At 44.5% G+C, this 20,160-nt stretch carries 22 protein-coding genes and 1 other annotated feature (1 of these 23 cut by a window edge); of the genes, 10 read left to right on the top strand and 12 right to left on the bottom strand.

What is annotated here, in order from left to right; translation table 11 throughout:
* Positions 1–3 precede the first annotated feature (3 nt).
* Positions 4–1,149 carry a cysteine desulfurase family protein gene (locus tag Y79_RS0115920; RefSeq protein WP_016938576.1) on the bottom strand — a complete coding sequence of 382 codons (1,146 nt, stop codon included), beginning with the start codon at positions 1,147–1,149 and terminating at the stop codon, positions 4–6.
* 193 nt (positions 1,150–1,342) lie between these two features.
* On the opposite strand from Y79_RS0115920, the gene brnQ reads away from it, so the two are divergent.
* Positions 1,343–2,683 carry a branched-chain amino acid transport system II carrier protein gene (gene brnQ / locus Y79_RS0115915; protein WP_016938575.1) on the top strand — a complete coding sequence of 447 codons (1,341 nt, stop codon included), beginning with the start codon at positions 1,343–1,345 and terminating at the stop codon, positions 2,681–2,683.
* Between the two features lie 113 nt (positions 2,684–2,796).
* Here the strand turns inward: brnQ and ezrA are convergent, their stop codons facing one another.
* A complete protein-coding gene (gene ezrA / locus Y79_RS0115910) occupies positions 2,797–4,488 on the bottom strand; it encodes a septation ring formation regulator EzrA (protein WP_016938574.1) in 1,692 nt (563 codons plus the stop codon).
* Between the two features lie 195 nt (positions 4,489–4,683).
* On the opposite strand from ezrA, the gene hisJ reads away from it, so the two are divergent.
* Positions 4,684–5,496, top strand: a complete 813-nt coding sequence (gene hisJ / locus Y79_RS0115905) for a histidinol-phosphatase HisJ (RefSeq protein ID WP_016938573.1) — start codon at positions 4,684–4,686, stop codon at positions 5,494–5,496.
* Here the strand turns inward: hisJ and refZ are convergent.
* Positions 5,486–6,109, bottom strand: coding sequence for a forespore capture DNA-binding protein RefZ (refZ, locus tag Y79_RS0115900; protein WP_016938572.1), 624 nt, complete (start codon positions 6,107–6,109; stop codon positions 5,486–5,488). The two genes, hisJ and refZ, sit on opposite strands and share 11 nt — an antisense overlap.
* Before the next feature lie 126 nt (positions 6,110–6,235).
* Between refZ and Y79_RS0115895 the strand changes: the two genes are divergently transcribed.
* Entirely contained in the window at positions 6,236–6,718 is a 483-nt protein-coding gene (locus Y79_RS0115895; protein ID WP_016938571.1) for a GAF domain-containing protein, read from the top strand.
* A gap of 33 nt (positions 6,719–6,751) precedes the next feature.
* On the opposite strand, the gene Y79_RS0115890 is transcribed toward Y79_RS0115895, so the two are convergent.
* Positions 6,752–8,500, bottom strand: a complete 1,749-nt coding sequence (locus tag Y79_RS0115890) for a sensor domain-containing diguanylate cyclase (protein ID WP_016938570.1) — start codon at positions 8,498–8,500, stop codon at positions 6,752–6,754.
* A 290-nt stretch (positions 8,501–8,790) separates the two neighbouring features.
* On the opposite strand from Y79_RS0115890, the gene rpsD reads away from it, so the two are divergent.
* Positions 8,791–9,393 carry a 30S ribosomal protein S4 gene (gene rpsD, locus Y79_RS0115880; protein WP_003152406.1) on the top strand — a complete coding sequence of 201 codons (603 nt, stop codon included), beginning with the start codon at positions 8,791–8,793 and terminating at the stop codon, positions 9,391–9,393.
* 142 nt (positions 9,394–9,535) lie between these two features.
* Here rpsD and Y79_RS1000000121535 read toward each other — a convergent pair whose 3' ends face one another.
* From Y79_RS1000000121535 to hmpA, 3 genes are all read right to left on the bottom strand, one after another.
* Positions 9,536–9,676, bottom strand: coding sequence for a hypothetical protein (locus tag Y79_RS1000000121535; protein WP_232904915.1), 141 nt, complete (start codon positions 9,674–9,676; stop codon positions 9,536–9,538).
* A 143-nt stretch (positions 9,677–9,819) separates the two neighbouring features.
* Positions 9,820–10,377, bottom strand: coding sequence for an SMI1/KNR4 family protein (locus Y79_RS0115870; RefSeq protein ID WP_016938568.1), 558 nt, complete (start codon positions 10,375–10,377; stop codon positions 9,820–9,822).
* Positions 10,378–11,456: 1,079 nt separating this feature from the next.
* Positions 11,457–12,647 (bottom strand): NO-inducible flavohemoprotein, encoded by a 1,191-nt coding sequence (hmpA, locus tag Y79_RS0115855; RefSeq protein ID WP_016938566.1) that lies wholly within the window; start codon positions 12,645–12,647, stop codon positions 11,457–11,459.
* A 232-nt stretch (positions 12,648–12,879) separates the two neighbouring features.
* On the opposite strand from hmpA, the gene Y79_RS1000000121530 reads away from it, so the two are divergent.
* The 3 genes from Y79_RS1000000121530 (at position 12,880) to Y79_RS1000000121845 (ending at position 14,018) form a co-directional block, all read left to right on the top strand.
* Positions 12,880–13,053 (top strand): hypothetical protein, encoded by a 174-nt coding sequence (locus Y79_RS1000000121530; RefSeq protein ID WP_016938565.1) that lies wholly within the window; start codon positions 12,880–12,882, stop codon positions 13,051–13,053.
* Between the two features lie 180 nt (positions 13,054–13,233).
* Positions 13,234–13,743, top strand: coding sequence for a type 1 glutamine amidotransferase domain-containing protein (locus Y79_RS0115840; RefSeq protein WP_016938563.1), 510 nt, complete (start codon positions 13,234–13,236; stop codon positions 13,741–13,743).
* Between the two features lie 146 nt (positions 13,744–13,889).
* A complete protein-coding gene (locus Y79_RS1000000121845) occupies positions 13,890–14,018 on the top strand; it encodes a hypothetical protein (RefSeq protein WP_016938562.1) in 129 nt (42 codons plus the stop codon).
* 15 nt (positions 14,019–14,033) lie between these two features.
* Here Y79_RS1000000121845 and Y79_RS0115830 read toward each other — a convergent pair whose 3' ends face one another.
* The 3 genes from Y79_RS0115830 to Y79_RS0115820 form a co-directional block, all read right to left on the bottom strand.
* Entirely contained in the window at positions 14,034–14,789 is a 756-nt protein-coding gene (locus Y79_RS0115830; RefSeq protein ID WP_016938561.1) for an SGNH/GDSL hydrolase family protein, read from the bottom strand.
* A 168-nt stretch (positions 14,790–14,957) separates the two neighbouring features.
* Positions 14,958–15,332 carry a CotG/ExsB N-terminal domain-containing protein gene (locus tag Y79_RS1000000121315; RefSeq protein ID WP_016938560.1) on the bottom strand — a complete coding sequence of 125 codons (375 nt, stop codon included), beginning with the start codon at positions 15,330–15,332 and terminating at the stop codon, positions 14,958–14,960.
* 159 nt (positions 15,333–15,491) lie between these two features.
* On the bottom strand, positions 15,492–16,364 hold the full coding sequence (locus Y79_RS0115820) for a cation diffusion facilitator family transporter (protein ID WP_016938559.1): 873 nt from the start codon (positions 16,362–16,364) through the stop codon (positions 15,492–15,494).
* A 219-nt stretch (positions 16,365–16,583) separates the two neighbouring features.
* On the opposite strand from Y79_RS0115820, the gene Y79_RS0115815 reads away from it, so the two are divergent.
* The 3 genes from Y79_RS0115815 (at position 16,584) to Y79_RS0115805 (ending at position 18,513) form a co-directional block, all read left to right on the top strand.
* The gene (locus Y79_RS0115815; protein WP_016938558.1) at positions 16,584–17,390 is read left to right on the top strand and encodes a TrmB family transcriptional regulator; all 807 of its coding nucleotides are present in this window, start codon (positions 16,584–16,586) and stop codon (positions 17,388–17,390) included.
* Between the two features lie 71 nt (positions 17,391–17,461).
* A complete protein-coding gene (locus tag Y79_RS0115810) occupies positions 17,462–18,193 on the top strand; it encodes an AzlC family ABC transporter permease (protein ID WP_016938557.1) in 732 nt (243 codons plus the stop codon).
* Positions 18,190–18,513 carry an AzlD domain-containing protein gene (locus Y79_RS0115805; protein WP_016938556.1) on the top strand — a complete coding sequence of 108 codons (324 nt, stop codon included), beginning with the start codon at positions 18,190–18,192 and terminating at the stop codon, positions 18,511–18,513. Before Y79_RS0115810 ends, Y79_RS0115805 begins: the two co-directional genes overlap by 4 nt.
* A 41-nt stretch (positions 18,514–18,554) precedes the next feature.
* On the opposite strand, the gene sr7p is transcribed toward Y79_RS0115805, so the two are convergent.
* Both sr7p and tyrS read right to left on the bottom strand, forming a co-directional pair.
* Positions 18,555–18,680, bottom strand: a complete 126-nt coding sequence (gene sr7p / locus Y79_RS1000000121840; RefSeq protein WP_016938555.1) for a small protein SR7P — start codon at positions 18,678–18,680, stop codon at positions 18,555–18,557.
* 119 nt (positions 18,681–18,799) lie between these two features.
* On the bottom strand, positions 18,800–20,065 hold the full coding sequence (gene tyrS / locus Y79_RS0115795) for a tyrosine--tRNA ligase (RefSeq protein ID WP_016938554.1): 1,266 nt from the start codon (positions 20,063–20,065) through the stop codon (positions 18,800–18,802).
* A 50-nt stretch (positions 20,066–20,115) separates the two neighbouring features.
* Positions 20,116–20,160 (bottom strand) — a binding site (T-box leader); it runs 188 nt beyond the window's last position.

Genomic DNA, 20,160 nt, shown 5'->3' with positions numbered 1-20,160 from the left:
TTGCTACCTCATCATTTTTTTTAGTTTTTGAACAGCCGGCGCCAGCGCGGCCATAAACGGTTCTGTAATATCAGCCGTATGGCTGAAGTTCAGGCTGACTCTGATGCTGCTTGATGCAATCTGTTCGCCTTTATTCATTTGCAGAAGAACACGGCTCGGCTTGTGCTCTCTTGCCGAACATGCCGCGGTCGTTGAGACATATATTCCTTTTTCCTCCAGCATGTGCAGCAGCACTTCCGCCTTGACGCCCGGAACGGAAAAATTAATGATATGCGGGGCGCTGTTTTTTACGGGAGTGTTGATGACGATCCCCTCCGTCCCGTTCAGCCTTTCCATCAGCGCATTCTTAGCCGCCTCCATAGAAGAAAGCCGCTCATTCATGTCACGTGCAGAAAGATTGACCGCTTTCGCAAGGGAAACGGCGCCTGATGTATGTTCTGTCCCGGCACGGATGCCTTTTTGCTGGGAGCCGCCCGTCATAAGCGGAATGAGCCGCGTTCCCTTTTTGACGATAAGCGCCCCGGTTCCTTTTAAGCCGTGAAATTTATGCCCTGAAATGGTGCAAAGGTCGATACCCGCTTCTTCTATAGACAGCGGGACTTTATGAATGCCCTGTACATGATCAACATGAAACAGAATATTCCGGTGCTGTTTTAACAGCCCTCCGATTTCTTTTACGGGCTGAATGGAGCCGACTTCATTATTAACATGCATAACACTGACGAGTATTGTGTCCGGCCTGATGGCCGCTTTTACATCTTCTAAAGAAACGATGCCGTCTTGGTCGGCCGGAAGATATGTGACCTCAAAGCCAAACAGATCTGTCAGCTGATCAAGCGTTTCCGTCACGGAAGGATGCTCAATCGCTGAAGCAATGATATGTTTTCCTTTACTCATGTTTGCCCAGGCAGCTCCCTTTAACGCAGCGTTGTTCGCTTCAGTCGCGCCTGATGTAAATACAATATCATAATTTTTCAAACGCAAGGTTTTTTTTATTTGCTGAGCGGCAGCTTCAAGGAGCTGTTCCGTCTCAGTTCCTAATCGGTGCAGGGACGAAGGATTGCCGAAATACCGGCTGCTCGTCTGTTTGTACACATCCAATACCTCTTCATACGGCTCGGTCGTTGAGCTGTTGTCTAAATATATCATTTTTTTTACTCCTTTTATGAAAACGGTACATCGTATGATATTTATGCTACCATAACAAAAGTAAATATAAATTCGCAATAAATCGAGTATTGACTTCTCTGTACATTGCCATATAATAAGTAATGTTCGTTTTGTTATATTGTCTGACAATTAATTGACAGAATATTTCAACATAGTATTTAGGAGGACTTTTATGAAACACTCACTACCTGTCAAAGATACCGTTATTATCGGTTTCATGCTTTTCGCACTTTTTTTCGGGGCAGGAAATATGATATATCCGCCGGAGCTTGGACAAGCGGCTGGGCATAATGTCTGGAAAGCGATGGGCGGTTTCTTACTGACCGGCGTTGGTCTGCCGCTTTTGGGTATCATCGCCATCGCATTAACGGGTAAAGATGCAAAAGGGCTTGCCGATAAAGCTCATCCGGTATTCGGCACTATTTTCACCGTTGTGCTTTATTTATCAATCGGACCGCTTTTTGCGATTCCGAGAACCGGAACCGTTTCATATGAAATCGGTGCAGTTCCGTTTTTGCATGGTGTTCCCGAAAGACTGTCGTTATTTGTTTTCACGCTAATCTTTTTTTCCATTACGTATTATTTAGCTCTTAATCCTTCCAAAATCGTGGACAGAGTCGGAAAGATTTTGACTCCTATTAAATTCGGTATTATTTTAATCATTGTCGTAAAAGCCATTGTCACTCCGATGGGCGGACTGGGCGCCGTACATCAGGCATATTCCGGAACACCGGTATTCAAAGGATTTTTGGAAGGCTATAAAACAATGGATGCGCTCGCTTCGATCGTCTTCGGTGTTGTTGTCGTCAACGCTGTTAAAAGCAGGGGCGTCACCCAGCGTAAAGCGCTCGCGGCCGCTTGTATTAAAGCGGGTCTTATAGCAGCGGCAGGTTTGACATTCATTTATTTATCTTTGGCCTATTTGGGAGCGACAAGCACGGACGCTGTAGGGCCGCTCGGCGAAGGCGCAAAGATTTTATCAGCTTCATCTGATTACCTGTTCGGTTCACTGGGCAACATCGTTCTCGGCTCTGCCATCACCGTTGCGTGTTTAACGACAAGCATCGGGCTTGTTACATCTTGCGGCGAATATTTTTCAAAATTGATTCCCGCTTTATCATACAAAATGGTGGTTACGATTGTCACGCTCTTCAGCCTGGCGATTTCAAATTTCGGGCTTGCTGAGATCATTGCATTTTCAGTTCCTATTTTATCAGCCATTTATCCGCTGGCGATTGTCATTATCGTCCTTTCCTTTATTGATAAAATCTTTAAGGAAAGACGGGAAGTTTATATCGCCTGCCTGATCGGAACCGGGCTCTTCAGCATTCTGGACGGCTTGAAGGCAGCCGGCATTCCGCTCGGATCATTAGATTCATTCTTAAACGCAAATCTTCCGCTTTACAACATGGGAATCGGCTGGGTGCTTCCCGGGATCGCCGGAGCGCTCATCGGCTGCATTATCACGCTTTTTACCAGCCCTCCTATCGAATTAAATAAAGTGAAATCGTAACATTCAGCGTCTGCGGCTTGACGATATCAGCCGCAGGCGCTTTTTATATTCCGTGAGAAACAAAAAAACTGCCCCTCTGATGTACATCAGAGGAGCAGTTTTTGCCTGTACGGCTATGAAGCGGATTGATCAGCTTTAATTTTTTTTACGGCGCCGGGAGCTGCTTTTTCAACAGCTTCTGCTGCCATCTCATAAGCCTCATTATAGCTGTAAGCGTAAAACAGCCGTTCAGCTTCTTTCAGCTGTTCAGATAAAATGTGGTTCTGGCTTCGGAAGCGATTGCCGTACTGAATGATCCGCTCAATAAGCTTCACCTGAATGACAAGTTCCTTCGCCTCTTCGCTGACTTCTTCAACCATCTTTTCAGCTTCGGTAAGGTGTTTGGCGGCTTCCTCCATGTTCAGCGGCAGCTCTTCCAATTGGCTGACGGTTTCTTCTATATGATGATTTGCCGTCTCCAGCTTGTCCTTGACCTGCTCGGGAATCCCCGGCACATTGCTTTTTTGCAGCATTCTGGCCGTATCAGAAATGGTTTTCCGAAGATACGTCAGCGTTTCCCGCGCCTGCAGTTCTTCTTTTCTGAGCGCCTGCAGATTTTCACGGTATTCGGCATGTTCTTTCTGAGCCTCTTCCATCTGTTTTTCGATGGCTTCGACTTCCTCAATCAGCAGTGAGTAAGCGACATGCTCACCGTCGAGTTTTTCTCTCGCCTGCTCAAGAAGCCTGCCGATTGTTTCCATCTGTTTTTCGAACGCGTTCTGTCTGCCGATTTCTCCCGCCGTCAGCTGATAGCTTTCCTTGACGAGCTCTGTTTCGGCTTTTGTGCGCTCTTTTTCGTCCTCAAGCTTCTCATACGCGATGATCAGTTCAGGCATTTTGCTTAAGACGGACTGACCGGCTTCCACTTCGCCTTCCAGCTGTTCATACATCGATTGAATGGTTTCATCAATCAGCTGAAGAATGGCGGACGCTTCGTCGACATCCAATTCTTCCAAAAGCGCATTTTCGGCCCGTTTCACTTGATTTGTGAGTGTTTCCAGCTCTTTTTCGATTTGAATATGCTCCAGTTTGTAGCCTTTTTCCGTCATTTCCCGGTAGCCGTCTTTCAGCTTGGCAATTTGGTTCGGCACGGTCTGTTTACAGTCCGCGAGCAGTTTCGGAACGTCATTTATGTATGTTTGAAGCTGATCCAGCCTGCGGTCCTGTTCAAGCAGCACTTTTCTCGCTTTGATGTAATTGCCGCCTTCCGTCTCTTCTTCAAACTCTTTTATGCCGCTCCAAATTTCATCGAGATCCGTCTCCAGGCTGTTATAAAGCTCACCGTAGAGATGGCTGTACGCCAGAAGGTTTTTCCGCGCTTTTGAATACCGCTCACGCACCTGTTCAATCTCTCCGCGGCTTTTTTCCTCACTCGTCACAAGGTCGCTGATCTCACGCAGTATGCCTTCTATATTTGATTCAGCGGCGGTGAGGAGGTCGTCGATGTGGACAAGCACCTGATTCGCCTTTTTAAACCGGTATTTGTCGGCGTTCTCTTCGGCATCATAAAGGAGCTCTTCTACTTTCGGCAGATGGGCTGTGACAATTTCATCCCACTCTTCACGCCATCTTTCAAAGAACTCTTCCGTCTCTCCGGTCATTTTCAGATGTTTGATCTTGGACATTTCTTCCACTATCGAACGGTTTAAAATTTCAATCTTCCATGACTCCAGCCGGTCAATTTCCGTATAAATTTTTTTCCTGAAAAAGTAGCCCGCCGCAAAGAGCGCGAGCAGTATAACCAATAATCCGATGACTAACTCCATAATGAGCCCCCTTGTTGTTCTCTTAATCTGTCAGGGTGTTTTATGTATTCAGAAAGATTTCAATATATGTATTGAGAAAATCTGTCGTTTTCATTGTTATTATGATACCATGTAACCAACATTTTTTGACCAGAAATCAAAAACTTTTTGCATAATTTCGGCAGGATTCTGCAATTTTTTAATGGAGTGACACAAATGGAAAAACGAGACGCTCATATCCACACGCCTTTTTGCCCTCACGGCTCGGAAGACACGCTGAAACAATATGTCGAAAAAGCCCTGGAAAAAGGCTTTGACTCGATCACATTTACAGAGCATGCCCCCCTTCCCCCGTCTTTTCAAGATCCTGTACCGCTTCAAGACAGCGCAATGGATCTCAGACAGATGGAGGCTTATTTGGAGCGGCTGTCACAGCTGAAAAAGGAATACAAGGGGCAGATCAGCATTCTGACGGGGCTTGAAACCGATTTTATCACAGGGTATGAAGAAGAAACCGCGGCGTTTCTTAACACATACGGCCCCTCACTGGATGACGGCATTTTATCCGTTCATTTTTTGAAGGCCGGTCCGTCTTATATATGCCTTGATTTTGATGAGCATGCGTTTCAGCAGCTGGCCGCGCACTTCGGCAGCGTTGAAGCCGTATATGAGCAATACTATAAAACCGTGTATTCTTCCATTGTAACACCGCTCGGACCATTTAAGCCAAAACGGGTCGGCCATATCACGCTCGTCAAAAAATTCGCGCGCCTTTTCCCTTACAGCATGTCACCTCAAATAAGAGAGCTTGCGGCCCGCTGTCTTGACGCCGTGAAAGAGCACGGAATGGAGCTGGATGTGAATACATCCGGACTCAGAAAGAAGTTTGCCGGGGAAGTATATATAGAGGATTGGATGGCTGAGACGGCGAAGCAAAAAAAAATCCCGCTCATATTCGGGTCGGATGCCCATCAAGCGGAAGATGTCGGCAGTTCCTATGAAACGTACAAAAGCATCGTCACTTCATAAGCGCCGCATCGGGACGGCGGAACACGCTTTCGATCCAAATCTTCACCTCTTCAAAATACCTTTTATAAAAGTACGGCTCATGAGGCTGCATATAGAGCACCTCCGTAATATATTGAGGCTGGAGATACGGCATCATCAAGAGGGATTTCAATTGCAGAATAAAATGCGGCACGGGCAGCGTCAGCCGTTTGTGGCGTGACTGCCCTTCTTCAATCACCAGCTGGAAAATATATTTTTCTTTCATTAAGTAAGTAGACATAATTTCCCTGATAAGCACGGAATCAATCGTCACTTCCCGATACACAAAACGTGTTAATTGACGATGATCGTGCTGATAGGATAAAATATCGAAAATCACCCGCAGGATGCGTTCCTGCGCGTCTTCACCGTTCACACTGCCGGCGGCTTTTTCCAGCGCTTCAGTATAGCCTTCGTAAAACTCGGAAACTAAATGTTCCATTAATCCGCCTTTCCCTTTAAAATAGTAGGAGATGTGCGCAACATTTACATCAGCTGACTTTGCGATTTCACGGACGGACGTGCCGGAATAGCCTTTTTGGTTAAACAGCAGGACAGCGGCGTTAATAATTTTGTCTTTGGTGCTTACTTTCATACGGCTCACCCCTTTATGTGTTTACAATTCAAGCAGAAAGGCGCCGTTCCTGTAAGAACTTCTCGACAAATGCCGGCAGAACGGCCGGAACTTTGTTTGATATTATAGAAAAAGTGAGGGTTTTCCATGTTTCATGTCGAAAAACAGTCCGGAGATAAAGAAAAAAGTTATCAGCTTCTGCTTAAACAGCTCGAAGCCATGACAGAAGATGAAACGGATGCGATCGCAAATTACGCGAATGCGTCAGCGCTTTTATACCATTCATTACATGAGGTCAATTGGGCGGGGTTTTACTTCGCTAAAGAGGGCGAGCTTGTACTCGGACCATTTCAAGGACTTCCTGCCTGTGTGCGCATTCCGTTCGGCAAAGGCGTATGCGGCACTGCCTACTCCAACGGCGCCGTGCAGCGGATTGCCGATGTGAATGCGTTCCCGGGACACATTGCCTGTGACGCGGCTTCCCAGTCAGAAATCGTCCTCCCGATCCGCGTAAACGGAGAAGTGATCGGTGTGCTGGACATTGACAGCCCCGTGAAAAACCGTTTTGATGAAACGGACGAAACCTATTTAGCAAAGTTTGTTGAAACGCTTGAAAAACGATTAGGATAAAAAAGGAGTTCGGCCCGCAGGCCGGCTCCTTTTTTACGTCGCCGTGCTGTTTTGATGGATGATCAGCCGGTTTTTACCGCTCCGTTTGGCGATATAAAGCGCCTCGTCCGCTTGCTGAACGAGCATTTTCAACGGCTTAGGGCCAGTCTTTGACCAGCAGGAAACGCCGCAGGAAATCGTTACTCGCGGCTCGGTGTTTTCCCGGATGGCGCGGACGAGCCTTTTGGCAATGCGCTCTCCGGATGACACGTTGATGTTCGGCAGATAGACAGCCAGCTCTTCGCCTCCCCATCTCGCGGCAACATCGTGCTCCCGGATATGGTTTTTCATAACGGAGGCCACCTGAATGAGGATCGAATCTCCCGTTTGATGTCCGTATGTATCATTAATGTGTTTGAAATTATCAATATCAACGAGGATAAATACACCCCGTTTATGGATTTTCATGCTGTATTGAATTTTCTCATCTAAATAGGTTCTTGAATACAGCTCCGTCAGCTGATCTGTCTGAACAAGATGCTCAAGCCTGTCGCGCAGCATGGAGTTCGTTACAGCCAATGTCGCATGGTGAATGAGCGCTTGAAAAAGCTTATACATTTCAAACGTAAAAGCATACAAATCCTTTTTCAATAAAATCGCAAATCCGAAGACGGTGTCATTTTCGATCATCGGCACCGCCATCAGCGAACCGTAGCCATTTTCGCCGAATACGTTCTTTCCGCTGCCGATAAACACACCCTTTTCTCCCTCGAACAGCTTTTCTTTCACAATGCTGATATACGGGTTGGCGCGTTCTGTCTTAAAAAAGGCGGTATGTCCGGGAAGCAGATTTTGCGTCTCAAAATGATCAATATGAAAAAAAGCCACTTCTTCGGCGTAAAACGATTGGGTCATGATGGCGGCGAGCTCCCGCATCGTATCAGTGAGCCTGAGACGCTGATTCAGCTGGCGCGATGTTTCATTAATGAGCTCCAGATTCGCAATGCTTTTTTTCGATTGCTCATACAGCTGCGCATTTTCAAATGCTTTTCCCGCTGCGCCTGTAAGCAGCAGCATTTCACTCAGCGTGCTGCACGAAAGCGCGGCGTCCTGCATTCCCTCCGTCTTCAGAACCCCGTAAGTCCCCTGCTGGCCTTTGATCGGCAGGTAAGCAGATGACCTGCCTTTCCTGAGCATTCTGCCTGATAAAAACACCTGCAGGGCAAACTGATCGGCGTCTTCTCCGTCCATATGCAATTCTTTTGCGGGGAGCTGTCTGTCCGTATCCTGGTCCTGCGAGATGAACAGTGAAAAACGGAAAGACTGGAAAGCCTTCCTCAAACTCGCCTGCAGTTTTTCCAATACTTCATCCTGATCTAAAAGCGAATGGAACATTTCTGTCATTCTGTGGATTTTCCGCTGATGCTTTGTTTTGTCAAACAGCCCGCTCTGTCTCACAGATTGATTGATAAATTGAGTAACGAGCTCAGGCAATGATTCCGGGATCGGCAGCCCGCCTTCCGTGCGCAGATAAAAGGATCTGCCGGACGTCTGATTCCTGATCATAAAACGGCCGTCACTCTCTTTCAGCGGAGCATAATTCGGTTCCTCTTCTGTTTTTATGGTGAAACGTGCTGATTCAGCCGGTGAAAGGGTCAATGAAAGAGATGTAAAGCAGGATTCTAGAGCTGAGGCCAGCCATAACAGCGAGTCGGATAATGAGACGGATTCAGATTTCGTTAAGAAAAAAGAAAGCATTTTCTGATGAAAGGCCGTCACTTCATCGATTGTTTGTTTTTTCATTTTTATCACCTAAACATGTACTACTCATTTTTGTACATTATATCATAAACCGGCAGTCTTCATGGAGAAATGGTTGACGGCGGCGGAGAAAAATCATATAATGTTCTTTGTGTGAAATATTGCAGCCTTTTTGTTCAGCTTCTGTGTTTGCATTTTGTTCCTTAGCTGTAAGGTGTATCGTGTAACTCTCTGCTGCTGGAGCGAGGATACATGAAAACAAAATGTGCACGGTCGGATCGAACAGACGGTTTTTATTTTCCACAAAATAAAACCAAAGGAGGAGTCACATTATGGCTCGCTATACAGGTCCATCATGGAAACTGTCCCGCCGCTTAGGAATCTCTCTTAGCGGTACAGGTAAAGAATTAGAAAAACGCCCTTACGCACCAGGTCCCCACGGTCCGGGACAGCGTAAAAAACTATCAGAATACGGTTTGCAATTGCAAGAAAAGCAAAAACTTCGTCACATGTACGGTGTAAACGAACGTCAATTCCGTACATTGTTTGACAAAGCTGCAAAAATGACTGGTAAACACGGCGAAAACTTCATGATTCTTTTAGATGCACGTCTTGATAACGTTGTGTACAAGCTTGGTCTTGCGCGCACTCGCCGTCAGGCACGCCAATTAGTTAACCACGGTCACATCCTTGTTGACGGAAGCCGCGTTGACATTCCGTCTTACCAAGTAAAACCTGGTCAAACAATCGGTGTTCGCGAAAAATCAAGAAACCTTTCTATCATCAAAGAATCTGTAGAAGTAAACAACTTCGTTCCTGAGTACCTTACTTTCGACGCTGAAAAGCTTGAAGGTACATTCACTCGTCTTCCAGAGCGCTCTGAGCTTGCTCCGGAAATTAACGAAGCGCTTATCGTTGAGTTCTACTCTCGTTAATTGAAATGCTCTTTAAAGAGCATTGGATTAGACCCTAGAAACGTTGTTATATCAACATTTCTAGGGTTTTTCTTTTGGGCTGTCAGAATGGTGGACAGATGCCCCCTCTCTTTATTAAAAAAAGCCCCTGTCCGGGGCTTTTTTATGTGCCAACTGGCCACTCTGCTAATTTTAAAGTACCGACCGGGCGCTCTGTTATTTTAACATCTGATGATTCTTGATTAATCTTAACTGCAGCTAAACCACTTAACGTAACAAAGATTAGGGCTGCACAAAGAATCATTTTTTTCAATTATAATCCCTCCAGGTGCCTCATTTTCTCCTCGGCTAAAATAGCATGTTTAGGAAATTCAATGCTTCTTTTATAAGGCATTATTGTTCCTGCTGGTTATTTTGATGGGCTGAAATCGGCCGTATACGGATGATTTAAAGCTCATCACTCTGGTGAGTTCTGTAATAATTCTCAGCAGTATAGATATTCCATTCCCAAAAACTTGATCCCTGAGATAAAATATACCTATCTAAAAATATCTCAAAATTAAGTTGCATTGGTTCATACTCAATAAATCCGCGGAACCATAAATAGTTTGGATCTATGGACATTTTGGTTTTGTCAATTAACAAATAACATCCGTCTAACAGATGTGCGACGGGAATAAACTGAGGCTTTAAAAAATCATTTTGCATATACTTTTCAATCTCTTCTAAATTAAGAATATGCAAACCCCCACCTACATTCTCACCGTAAATCAACGATTCAAATATTCTGGCTCCGTTATGCAATTTTAAAAAGGTTTTATAATCTTCAGGAAGTGAGACTTTTATTTTCTTCTCAAAACTCTCAATCTCCAGATCTGTTGCGCCTTTAGAGAAAGTACATTCTGTTTCTAAAAGCGTTCCTTCATTACCTAAAATTTTCAAGCGGCCTTTTTCATCAATTAATTCTTTTAGACCTTGGAGCGTTTTTTCAACAAAAACTGCCATTGAGCCACCTCTTACTTATTAATATTTATCCCACCAAGGATTTAATAGGTTTTGATGCATATCACGAGGGAGAGGATACAAATTATTAAAGTTATTCTTTCCCCCTTACTTTAGCGGAAGCACATGGAGAATATCGAATGAACTCCAATTCCACTTTGGATCACCGTATGTGTCGATATACTTCTTTATATAGTTACCTCGATCCGTTCTGCTATCCCATTTAGTTCTTTTATCGACAGGTACAACCGGGAAATTTGCTTTAGCCGGTAAAGGCATTGTTTTTTTGCTGTGAGTATTTATTATCTCCGGATACAGCATTGCTATTTTATTCGCAAGAGCAGGAGCCGACGTTCTAGTGGAAGTATCAGGAAGTGAACCTTTCCAACCGGCTACCGAAGTATGTTGGGACATAAAAAACTTTGTCTTTTTAGGATAATACGACTTTGAATATGATTTACCTACTTTAATATCCTTCCCTAAAAATTCTCTGTTATGGAGAAAAACCTTTCTATATTTTCCGCTATAAGTGCTACTTTCATATAAATCGTTTCTTGCTTCGATAACTATCGGCTTTTCGCCAACTATGCTTGCTATTTAATTGTTAAACCCTGACCAATTTTCCTTTTCACTTTTCGTAATCCCCTTAACGCAACCTAAGAATCATCCCGACTGACTAACTGTTTGACTTTGTACCCGATAACAGCAAGATAAACTACAATAATACAAATCAACGCATCAGGTCCAAAATTAGTTTGCGAAATTAAGTAAACACTTACCACACCGAAAACGATGTACATCATAATGTCAAAAATAATAATTTTCTCAGTAGTCATTTTGTTTTCCCCCATCTGCCTCATTCAAGGTGTTATTTTTAACCACCCATATATTATCAAAAATATAAAAATCATGTTAACACACTATCACAATAAACTGCACTTGAAATAAAGCCAGTAATGGTGACTATAAAATCATTTTAAATTTCTAAACCGAACTTAAGAAGTTCCCGATGATTCACAGAATAAAAAAAGCACCCAATCCGGGTGCTTCATACATTAAAATCATCGGCCTTCCTTCTTCAATCACACCATACTCAGCTGCGGTTCGAATAATTCATAGTGAATCGATTCCGGCGGTGTATTGAATTCAGAAATCAGCTTTTTCATTTCTTTAATGAATGACGGTGATCCGCACAGGTAAAAATCAGCATCTTTTTCTGTCATCACTTCTTCTAACAGCTGTTTGTCAATCCGGCCTTCCCGAAAGCGAATGTTTTCTGAACGGTCTTGTTCGGACGGCTCGCTGTAAATAAAGACGGTGTCAACGGATGAATGTTCCGCGGCTTCTTCCGCTTCATGCCGCAGCGCATGATACTCGCCGCTCCTTGCCGCATGGATAAAGAGAACGTTGCGCTGCGGCTGGGTTTCGGCAACCGTCTTTAACATGCTGATCATCGGGGTAATTCCGACACCGGCACTGATGAGAACAAGATTCTTTTTGGAATCAGGGTCTAATATGAAGTCTCCGGCCGGAGCGCTGATCTCAATTGAATCTTTTTCATGTAATTGGTCATGCAGATAAGAGGAAACAACCCCTTCTTTTTTAACGGAAATCCGGTAATAATCCTTATCGGACACATCGGATAAGCTGTACTGGCGGATATGTGTATAACCCGTATCCGGAATGTATACTTTTACACTGATATATTGTCCCGCTTTGAATTCGGGGAGAACTTGTCCGTCTTCCGGTTTTAAATAAAAAGACATGATCTCTTTGCTTTCTTTTACTTTTTTATCAATTTTAAACACCTTATAGTCTTTCCAGCCGCCTTTTTGTGTTTCCGCTTGTTCATACATCTCCTTCTCAATCCCGATAAATGCGTCTGCAATGACGCCATATGCTTTTTCCCATGCCTGAATGACCTCAGGAGAAGCTCCGTCTTTTAACACATCCTTTATCGCGATTAACAAGTACTTGCCAACGATTGGGTAATGCTCGGGCTTAACTCCGATACTCCGGTGTTTTTGGCTGATTTGTTTCACGACGGGAACGATGTTTTCCAAGCGGTCAATATTGGCGGCGGCCGCGATCACAGCATTCGACAAAGCTGTACGCTGGGTTTTTTTCTTTTGATTCGTCTGATTAAAGACATTCAGCAGCTCAGGGTGATGCTGAAACAGAAGGTCATAAAATCGTCCTGTGATTTCTTCACCATGCTCTTTTAAGACCGGCACTGTGCTTTTAACGATTTCAATTGTTTTTTCATCGAGCATTCAGAAATCCCTCCAAAGATGTCAGCATCTCGTTGAACTGAGAAAAGAATTATGTTGAATTCTTTTTTATAAATTTCCCTGATTAAAAAGCGTTAACCATCCCAATTTGAAGCGAATTCAGGAAAAACCATACAGATACTATCCGCCCCTTATGGCAAACTCCAAAAATGTGGACTTGCCGTGGTGTACTTGTCCGTTGTCAGCATTTAATAAAGTACGGGAGGTGAGATGAATGGGTAAAAAATCGAAAGTATATTACTGTGACCCTAAGTATATTGTGACTGACACGTATACTGACAAAGAAGTGGTTTACGTATATCAGAAAGAAACAATTCATGAGGTTATTGATCCGGGCGATCCCGGGAAATGCGGATGTAAAAAGCATAAAAAAAGACACAAAAAGTAATTGGTTCGATTTCTTGCCTTATCTCAGGTTAAACACGCAAGTTTCAGCAGGCCTCCGTACCTTTTGGCTCCTCTTTTTCAGAGGGGTCTTTTTTATGTTTTATCTCCAAGCAAATACGTTGAGAGAGAGCGATCTGCCTGATATCCTTGTCATATACAAACTACACAGGAGGCATGACGTATGAGCAAAAAAATCGCAGTTCTGATAACAGACCAATTCGAGGATATTGAATATACAAGCCCGGCAGAAGCATTTAAAAAAGCAGGCCACAGTGTGGTGACCATAGATTTGGAAGCAGGAAAAGAAGTGACCGGCAAGCACGGTGAAAAAGTAAAGATTGATCAAGCGATCTCAGACGCAGACGCCGTTGAATTCGATGCGTTATTAATTCCTGGAGGCTTTTCACCGGATCTGCTTCGCGGAGATGACCGCCCGGGTGAATTTACTAAAGCATTCGTGGAAAATCAGAAACCCGTTTTTGCGATCTGCCACGGCCCGCAGCTGCTGATTGATACCGACCTTCTGAAAGGAAAAGATATCACGGGATACCGCAGCATCCGCAAAGACTTAATCAATGCCGGCGCAAATTATAAAGATGAAGAAGTCGTTGTCAGCCATAACATTGTAACAAGCAGAACACCTGACGATTTGGAAGCCTTTAATCGCGAATCATTGAATCTGCTGAAATAAGCGAATAAAAATGCACAGACCAGTTCAGTCTGTGCATTTTTTTATGGATTTATAAAGAAACACCAATAGTTAGACCTATTCTCTCCCTCATCCATAATAAGTAAAATAAAGAGTGGGTTTTTCAACACTCGACGGGGGGTTCGCTTATGTGGATAATCATTTTTCTGCTTATCATTTTAATCGGTTTTACCGGAAATATCGTCTCGCTTTTAAGAGCGCAACGGCGTGCAACTCAAAGAATGATTAAGCTTTTAGAAGAGAAAAGCCGAAAATAACCTTTCAGTGCTGTTTCATCCGTAGTAATAATAAAAATTTCGGCAGATTTCCTGAAAGATAATTTGATGCCCTGTCTCGTTCGGATGAAGGCCTTCTGACATGCACATTTTACGGAAAGCGGGATTATACGGGTCGATGAGATCTGTATCAAATAGGTCGGCATACGGTACAGAAAGCAGGGTGCAGGCTTCTTTCTGGGCTTTCACATAGTCAGCCAGCTTCAAACCCAGTTTATTTTTATCAGTATCACGGCGGACGATTTTTCCGTTTGACATTTTCGCCTGTTTCGTCGGGGTCACTGCAATGATGCTCGCGCCTTTATTTCTGTTGCGGAGCTGCTGAATGACTTGGCAGAAACCTCCGTAAAATGAAGTGATATCTTTTTCATCTGTGCCGATGGGGATGTGGCCGCACCAATCATCATCTGTTCCCTGCACGATAATGACATCTTGTCCCGACGTTTTAAGCGATTGCTGATAAATGTTATCGTTTCCGTTGTTACTCATATTGACGCCGCTGACAGACAGATTGGTGATTTCGGCGTTTGTCCGGTCTTTCAGAATGTCACCAAAGCTGTATTTCGCACGCAGCCCCCGGGCGACGCTGTCACCTAAGATCGCGATTTTCGAAGCCTTCCGCAGCCTGCTTATGCTGATGAAGTCAACGCTGATATGCCCGCTGTCCGTAATATGCAAAAGCTTGCTGCTGATATCCTGCGAATAGATTGTTTCTCCTTCAGAGTCTTGATACATTTCCTCATTCAGCTTCATTCGGCGTCATCCCTTCCTGTTTTATCCTTCGGCATGTTGTTCAAAAATCAAAAACGGACACGAACAAACAGCGTCATGTTGTCAGTTCAGTGTCCGCAGGTGATACTGGAGTTTTTATCCAGTCCCTTTATTGCCATTATAGCAGATCATATATCATCGTTTCTACAGTCAGCATTTAAAACAGCGTTTGCGGGAAGAGCGGCGTTTCTGATGGGACCGTCTTGTGCGATGTGTCCGTTTTTTGCTGCGTGAACGATGTGTCCGGTGCGTCCGTTTTTTGCTGCGTGAACGGTGTGTCCGGTGTGTCCGTTTTTTGCTGCGTGAACGGTGTGTCCGGTGTGTCCGTTTTCTGCTGCGCGAACGGTGTGTCCGGTGCGTCCGTTTTCTGCTGCGCGAACGGTGTGTCCGGTGCGTCCGTTTTTGGCTGCGTGAACGGCGCTTGCTTTTTCTGGAAACCGGTTCTTGGTGCAAATACTCCCCTAACCCTTCTCTATGAGCAACGGCGACTCCATGTTCAATTTCTTTAACAGAAATAGCGTTCAATCGTATTCACCTCCCTTTTTCTTTACACCATAACGTATGAAATGAAAGTCTCTCTTGTATAAGCTTCTCTCTCAATCCGTGATAGAAATAGTCATTTACATAACAAAAAGACCCGTGTAAACGGGCCTCTCTGTTAAAACGCAAAATACAAGAACTGATTTATTTTTTCCTTTCACTCTCCGGCTCGGGATGAATCATCACCTGTGCTTGTTTAAATTCATCCGTAATATCCCTTTCAATGCGGTCACACAAGTCGTGCACGTCTTTAATCGTCACGTGAGACGCCACGACCATGTGAAAATCAATATACTCCTGCGGGCCGGACCGCCTTGTGCGAAAATCGTGAATTTCAATAAATTCGTGATGGAATGTTTCGATAATCTCTAAAATTGTTTTTTCTTCCTCCTCTGACAAACGGGTGTCAATCAGCGGCGGAAATGCTTCTTTCATTAATTTAAACGCTTCATATATGATATACACCGCCAGCACCATACCTATAATCGGATCAAGTATGTACCACTTCGTTAATGTAACGACCAAAAGGCTTGCCGCTACGCCTAATGATGTGTACACGTCAGTCAGTAAGTGCAGGGCATTTGATTTCATTGCCACGGAATTAACCTTTACAGCTTCTCTTTTTACTAATTTCGAGACGATCAAATTAATAAGAGCTCCCGCAAGCATCACAACGATTCCCAATACCGGCAGATGAACAGGCTCCGGGTTTACCAGTTTTTGAACGCATTCATATATCATCCAAATCCCCGCCGCAAAAATCAGCATTGTTTCGATCGTTCCGGACAGATTCTCGACCTTTCCATGGCCGTACGGATGCCCTGTATCAGCCGGCTTTTTTGAAATCCTGACGGAAATAAACGCGATGAAGGCGGCGATCAGATCTAAAAGAGAATGAATGGCTTCGGAAAGTATTGCGACAGACCCGGTTACCATGCCTACCGCTATTTTGAGCATGACGACCAGAGAATTGCTTATCACTGATAAAAAAGCGATTTTAGAGGTGTTTTCCACCATGATCCTCCTCTTTTTGACTTCTTGAATTTATCGTATCAAACGGCATCCGTGTGGGTCTACGGCAACGTTTTTCACAAGAGCCATACAAGTAACTCTCCCCAAAATAAGTTGGAAAGCGACAACACGGGCGAATTGTTCTTTCAGCACTCAAGTCCCATTGACAACATACAACCGCTTACATTATAGTAGTTTCATGAATAACCACTATGGAGGATGTTTATGGAGGATGTTCTGAAAGAACTGCAGAAATTCGGATTTTCTCAATACGAATGCAAAGCATATATCGGCTTGTTGAAACACTCGCCTGTTACCGGATATGAAATCAGTAAAAGATCAGGCGTCCCCCGCTCAATGATCTATGAAGTATTGGGAAAATTAGTTGATAAAGGCGCTGTCCATATTGTGCCGTCTGATCCGGTTACATATGCCCCGCTTGCCGGAAAGGAATTAATTGACCGGCTGCGCCATGACTTCGAGAGCTCCTTCGGCTATCTTGAAGAGAAATTATTAGCGCTTGAAAGCGAGCAGGAGATGAATGTCATCCGCCGCATCAGCACAAATGATCATGTCATCAATGAATTGAAGGATATGATTGAAAAAGCCGAGGAAGAGTTGTGGCTGTCTGTCTGGGAACAGCAGATTCCCTTTATTCAAGAGGCCGTTAACAAACGCGCCGCCGAAAAATTACCCGTCTTTTCGATTGTGTTCGGCCCTCCGGAAGTGAAGCTCGGAAATACGACACATCATAATATGTCTCCTGAAGTGGCAGAAAAACGCATGGGCGGAAGATTAACGATAGCAGCACGGGATAATAAAGAAGTCTTAATCGCCAATTTTTCCCCGCAGACGAATGCCTGGGCCATTAAAACAGAAGATCCCGCTCTTGTTCTCGTGGCCATGGAATATATGAGGCATGACCTGATGTTTGCGGAGCTTGTGAAAGAAGTCGGAGCTGAAAAAGTTGAAGGTCTGATGAAACAAAACCATTCTTTATTTCATGTCGTCACCGGAAATCGGTTCATTTAAATGTGAACCGTATTTTCTTTGATTTTTTCATTAGTCGTTATTATTATAATCTCTAAGGAAGGAGTATAAAAATGATTCAGACAGAAGTGCAAAAAACCGCCGTTTCCCGGGAAATGAACGATACGTTTTTACAGGGGGTGCGGGATTGTGTGCCTACACTGCTGGGCTATATGAGTGTCGGTTTTGCTTTTGGCATTGTTGGCGTTGCCTCACACCTCAGTATTCTTGAAATTTGTTTGTTATCCTTGTTGGTCTATGCCGGCGCCGCCCAATTTATTATTTGCTCACTCCTTGTTTCCGGGAGTCCGATTTCTGCCATTATTTTAACGACGTTCATCGTCAATCTGCGGCACCTGCTCCTGAGCCTGACCATCGCGCCTTATTTCACAAAATACTCTTTGGTGAAGAATATCGGCTTCGGTGCTTTGCTTACTGACGAATCTTTCGGGGTAGCAGTGAACAAGGCGGTTCAGAACGGCAGGCTGTACGATAAGTGGATGAATGGCCTCAATATAACCGCCTATGCGTGCTGGGTTATTTCTTGTGTGATGGGCGGGCTTCTCGGACAATGGATATCTGATCCTTACGCCCTCGGTCTGGACTTTGCTTTGCCCGCTATGTTTGCGGCGCTTTTGGTGCTGCAATTGCAGTCGTCCGCATCGGAAAAGCTGAAACACAGCCTCTCCCTTATTCTCTATATGATCATTTTTATGATCTTGTTATCGTATTTCGTCCCGTCACACATCGCGGTCATCGTCTCAACCGTAATTGTGGCAACAATCGGGGTGGTGACGGACAAATGAGCATCAGCACGCAAATGATCTGGATTATACTCGGCTGCATGATTGTTACGCTTGTGCCGCGCATTGTTCCTTTTATATTTGTCCGGAACATTCAGATGCCGGAATTGGCTTTAAAGTGGCTCTCCTTTATTCCGCTTTGTATTTTGACCGCCTTGGTAACGGAAAGCATGATCGTAAAAACAAACAGCACTTTGACCTTTGATTGGAAAGCAATGATCGTCCTCATCCCGACATTGCTTTGCGCAATGCGGACGAAAAGCTTATCCATCACGGTTATTACAGGTGTTGTACTGATGGCCGCCGTCAGACTGATATGGTGACAAACAAAAGCCTCCATCCCTTGGGAATGGAGGCTTTTGTTTTATGAGGTCGGATTTTCTTCTTCCGCCTCAGTTTCTTCGGCTTTGACTTCGGCGTTCATGCTTTGCTGCTGTTCCCAATGATCCCGCTGCAATCTTTCTTTCGCAATGGTAAACATGAAATTCATGGCGCAGCGCCCCTTCCCTGTTTTGCTTATACTACGTACTGTACTCATTTCCCGGTGCAGTATTCGCAAAACATAAAAAAGCAGCCTGCCGCATTGAGCGGCCGGACTGCTCTTTATTTTCAGTATGTGATCAGGAAGTATTTTTTCTTTCCGCGGCGCAGTACGGTAAATTGATCTTCGATACGGTCTTCCGCCGTCAGCAGATGACCGATATCCGTCTGGCGCTCTCCGTTAATGTAAACAGCCCCGTTTTGAATGTCTTCTCGGGCCTGCCGTTTTGAAGGCGACAACTTAGATTCCACAAGCACGTCTACTAAAGACAGTTCTTCAGAGCGGTCTTTTTCAAGTGAAGGCACGTCTTTAAAACCTACCTTGACGTCTTGAGCGGAAAGCTCTTTAATATTGCCGCTGAACAGCGCCTGAGAAATATGAACGGCCTGCTCAAACGCTTCACGGCCGTGTACAAGTACAGTCACTTCTTCAGCAAGACGTTTCTGCGCTTCCCTTTTCTCTGGAGCCGTCTCCGCTTTTTCAGCATAAGCTTCAATTTCCTCTTTTGATAAGAAAGTAAAGTATTTTAAATATTTGACGACGTCACGGTCATCTGTATTGATCCAGAATTGGTAGAATTCATACGGCGATGTCTTTTCTTTATCAAGCCAAATCGCGCCGCCTTCTGTTTTGCCGAATTTCGTGCCGTCAGCTTTTGTGACGAGCGGAATGGTAAGGCCGAACGCTTTCGCCCCTTCTTCTTCCGATTTTCTGATCAGTTCAAGACCTGCCGTGATGTTGCCCCACTGGTCACTGCCTCCGATTTGGAGTTTGCAGTTCTTTTCTCTGTACAGATTCAGAAAATCGTAGGATTGCAGGATCATGTAGCTGAATTCCGTGTAAGAAATTCCGGTTTCAATTCTTGAGCTTACAGTATCTTTCGCAAGCATGTAGTTGATTCCGAAGTTCTTTCCGACGTCGCGGAGAAAATCAATGATGCTCATTTTTCCGATCCAGTCAAAGTTGTTCGCTATGACGGCTGGGTTTTCTCCTGCATCGAAATCTAAAAATCGGGAAAGCTGATTTTTAATTTTTTGCGACCATTCGACAACGATATCCTGAGTATTTAACGTACGCTCCGCTTTTTTACCGCTCGGATCGCCGATCAGCCCCGTCGCTCCGCCTACAAGCGCAATCGGATGGTGGCCTGCAAGCTGGAAACGGCGCAGTGTCAATATCGGCAGAAGGTGTCCGATGTGCAGGCTGTCCGCCGTCGGGTCGAACCCTGAGTATAAACGGATTTTTTCTTCGTTCAGCTGTTTATTCAGTCCTTCTTCATCCGTCATTTGCTGGATTAAGCCGCGGAAGGATAAATCTTCTAATAAGTTAGTCATTTTGTCTGCTCCTTTTTTTATGGAAATAAAAAACGCCCCTTCGTTTAAAACGAAGGGACGATATAATCGCGGTACCACCCTACTAATAAAAGCAT

Origin of the sequence: Bacillus siamensis KCTC 13613, from assembly GCF_000262045.1 — a bacterium.
In the GTDB taxonomy this organism is placed as follows: domain Bacteria; phylum Bacillota; class Bacilli; order Bacillales; family Bacillaceae; genus Bacillus; species Bacillus siamensis.
This window is presented reverse-complemented; position numbering and strand designations above follow the sequence as displayed.

Coding starts and splice junctions, on each gene's coding strand:
- tyrS (WP_016938554.1), bottom strand. CDS start 20,065: ATGACTAACTTATTAGAAGATTTATCCTTCCGCGGCTTAATCCAGCAA.
- rpsD (WP_003152406.1), top strand. CDS start 8,791: ATGGCTCGCTATACAGGTCCATCATGGAAACTGTCCCGCCGCTTAGGA.
- Y79_RS0115890 (WP_016938570.1), bottom strand. CDS start 8,500: ATGAAAAAACAAACAATCGATGAAGTGACGGCCTTTCATCAGAAAATG.
- Y79_RS0115810 (WP_016938557.1), top strand. CDS start 17,462: ATGATTCAGACAGAAGTGCAAAAAACCGCCGTTTCCCGGGAAATGAAC.
- Y79_RS1000000121530 (WP_016938565.1), top strand. CDS start 12,880: ATGGGTAAAAAATCGAAAGTATATTACTGTGACCCTAAGTATATTGTG.
- Y79_RS0115870 (WP_016938568.1), bottom strand. CDS start 10,377: ATGGCAGTTTTTGTTGAAAAAACGCTCCAAGGTCTAAAAGAATTAATT.
- ezrA (WP_016938574.1), bottom strand. CDS start 4,488: ATGGAGTTAGTCATCGGATTATTGGTTATACTGCTCGCGCTCTTTGCG.
- Y79_RS1000000121535 (WP_232904915.1), bottom strand. CDS start 9,676: ATGATTCTTTGTGCAGCCCTAATCTTTGTTACGTTAAGTGGTTTAGCT.
- Y79_RS0115895 (WP_016938571.1), top strand. CDS start 6,236: ATGTTTCATGTCGAAAAACAGTCCGGAGATAAAGAAAAAAGTTATCAG.
- Y79_RS0115815 (WP_016938558.1), top strand. CDS start 16,584: ATGGAGGATGTTCTGAAAGAACTGCAGAAATTCGGATTTTCTCAATAC.
- brnQ (WP_016938575.1), top strand. CDS start 1,343: ATGAAACACTCACTACCTGTCAAAGATACCGTTATTATCGGTTTCATG.
- Y79_RS1000000121845 (WP_016938562.1), top strand. CDS start 13,890: ATGTGGATAATCATTTTTCTGCTTATCATTTTAATCGGTTTTACCGGA.
- Y79_RS0115840 (WP_016938563.1), top strand. CDS start 13,234: ATGAGCAAAAAAATCGCAGTTCTGATAACAGACCAATTCGAGGATATT.
- Y79_RS0115805 (WP_016938556.1), top strand. CDS start 18,190: ATGAGCATCAGCACGCAAATGATCTGGATTATACTCGGCTGCATGATT.
- Y79_RS0115820 (WP_016938559.1), bottom strand. CDS start 16,364: ATGGTGGAAAACACCTCTAAAATCGCTTTTTTATCAGTGATAAGCAAT.
- hisJ (WP_016938573.1), top strand. CDS start 4,684: ATGGAAAAACGAGACGCTCATATCCACACGCCTTTTTGCCCTCACGGC.
- hmpA (WP_016938566.1), bottom strand. CDS start 12,647: ATGCTCGATGAAAAAACAATTGAAATCGTTAAAAGCACAGTGCCGGTC.
- sr7p (WP_016938555.1), bottom strand. CDS start 18,680: ATGAATTTCATGTTTACCATTGCGAAAGAAAGATTGCAGCGGGATCAT.
- Y79_RS0115920 (WP_016938576.1), bottom strand. CDS start 1,149: ATGATATATTTAGACAACAGCTCAACGACCGAGCCGTATGAAGAGGTA.
- Y79_RS0115830 (WP_016938561.1), bottom strand. CDS start 14,789: ATGAAGCTGAATGAGGAAATGTATCAAGACTCTGAAGGAGAAACAATC.
- refZ (WP_016938572.1), bottom strand. CDS start 6,109: ATGAAAGTAAGCACCAAAGACAAAATTATTAACGCCGCTGTCCTGCTG.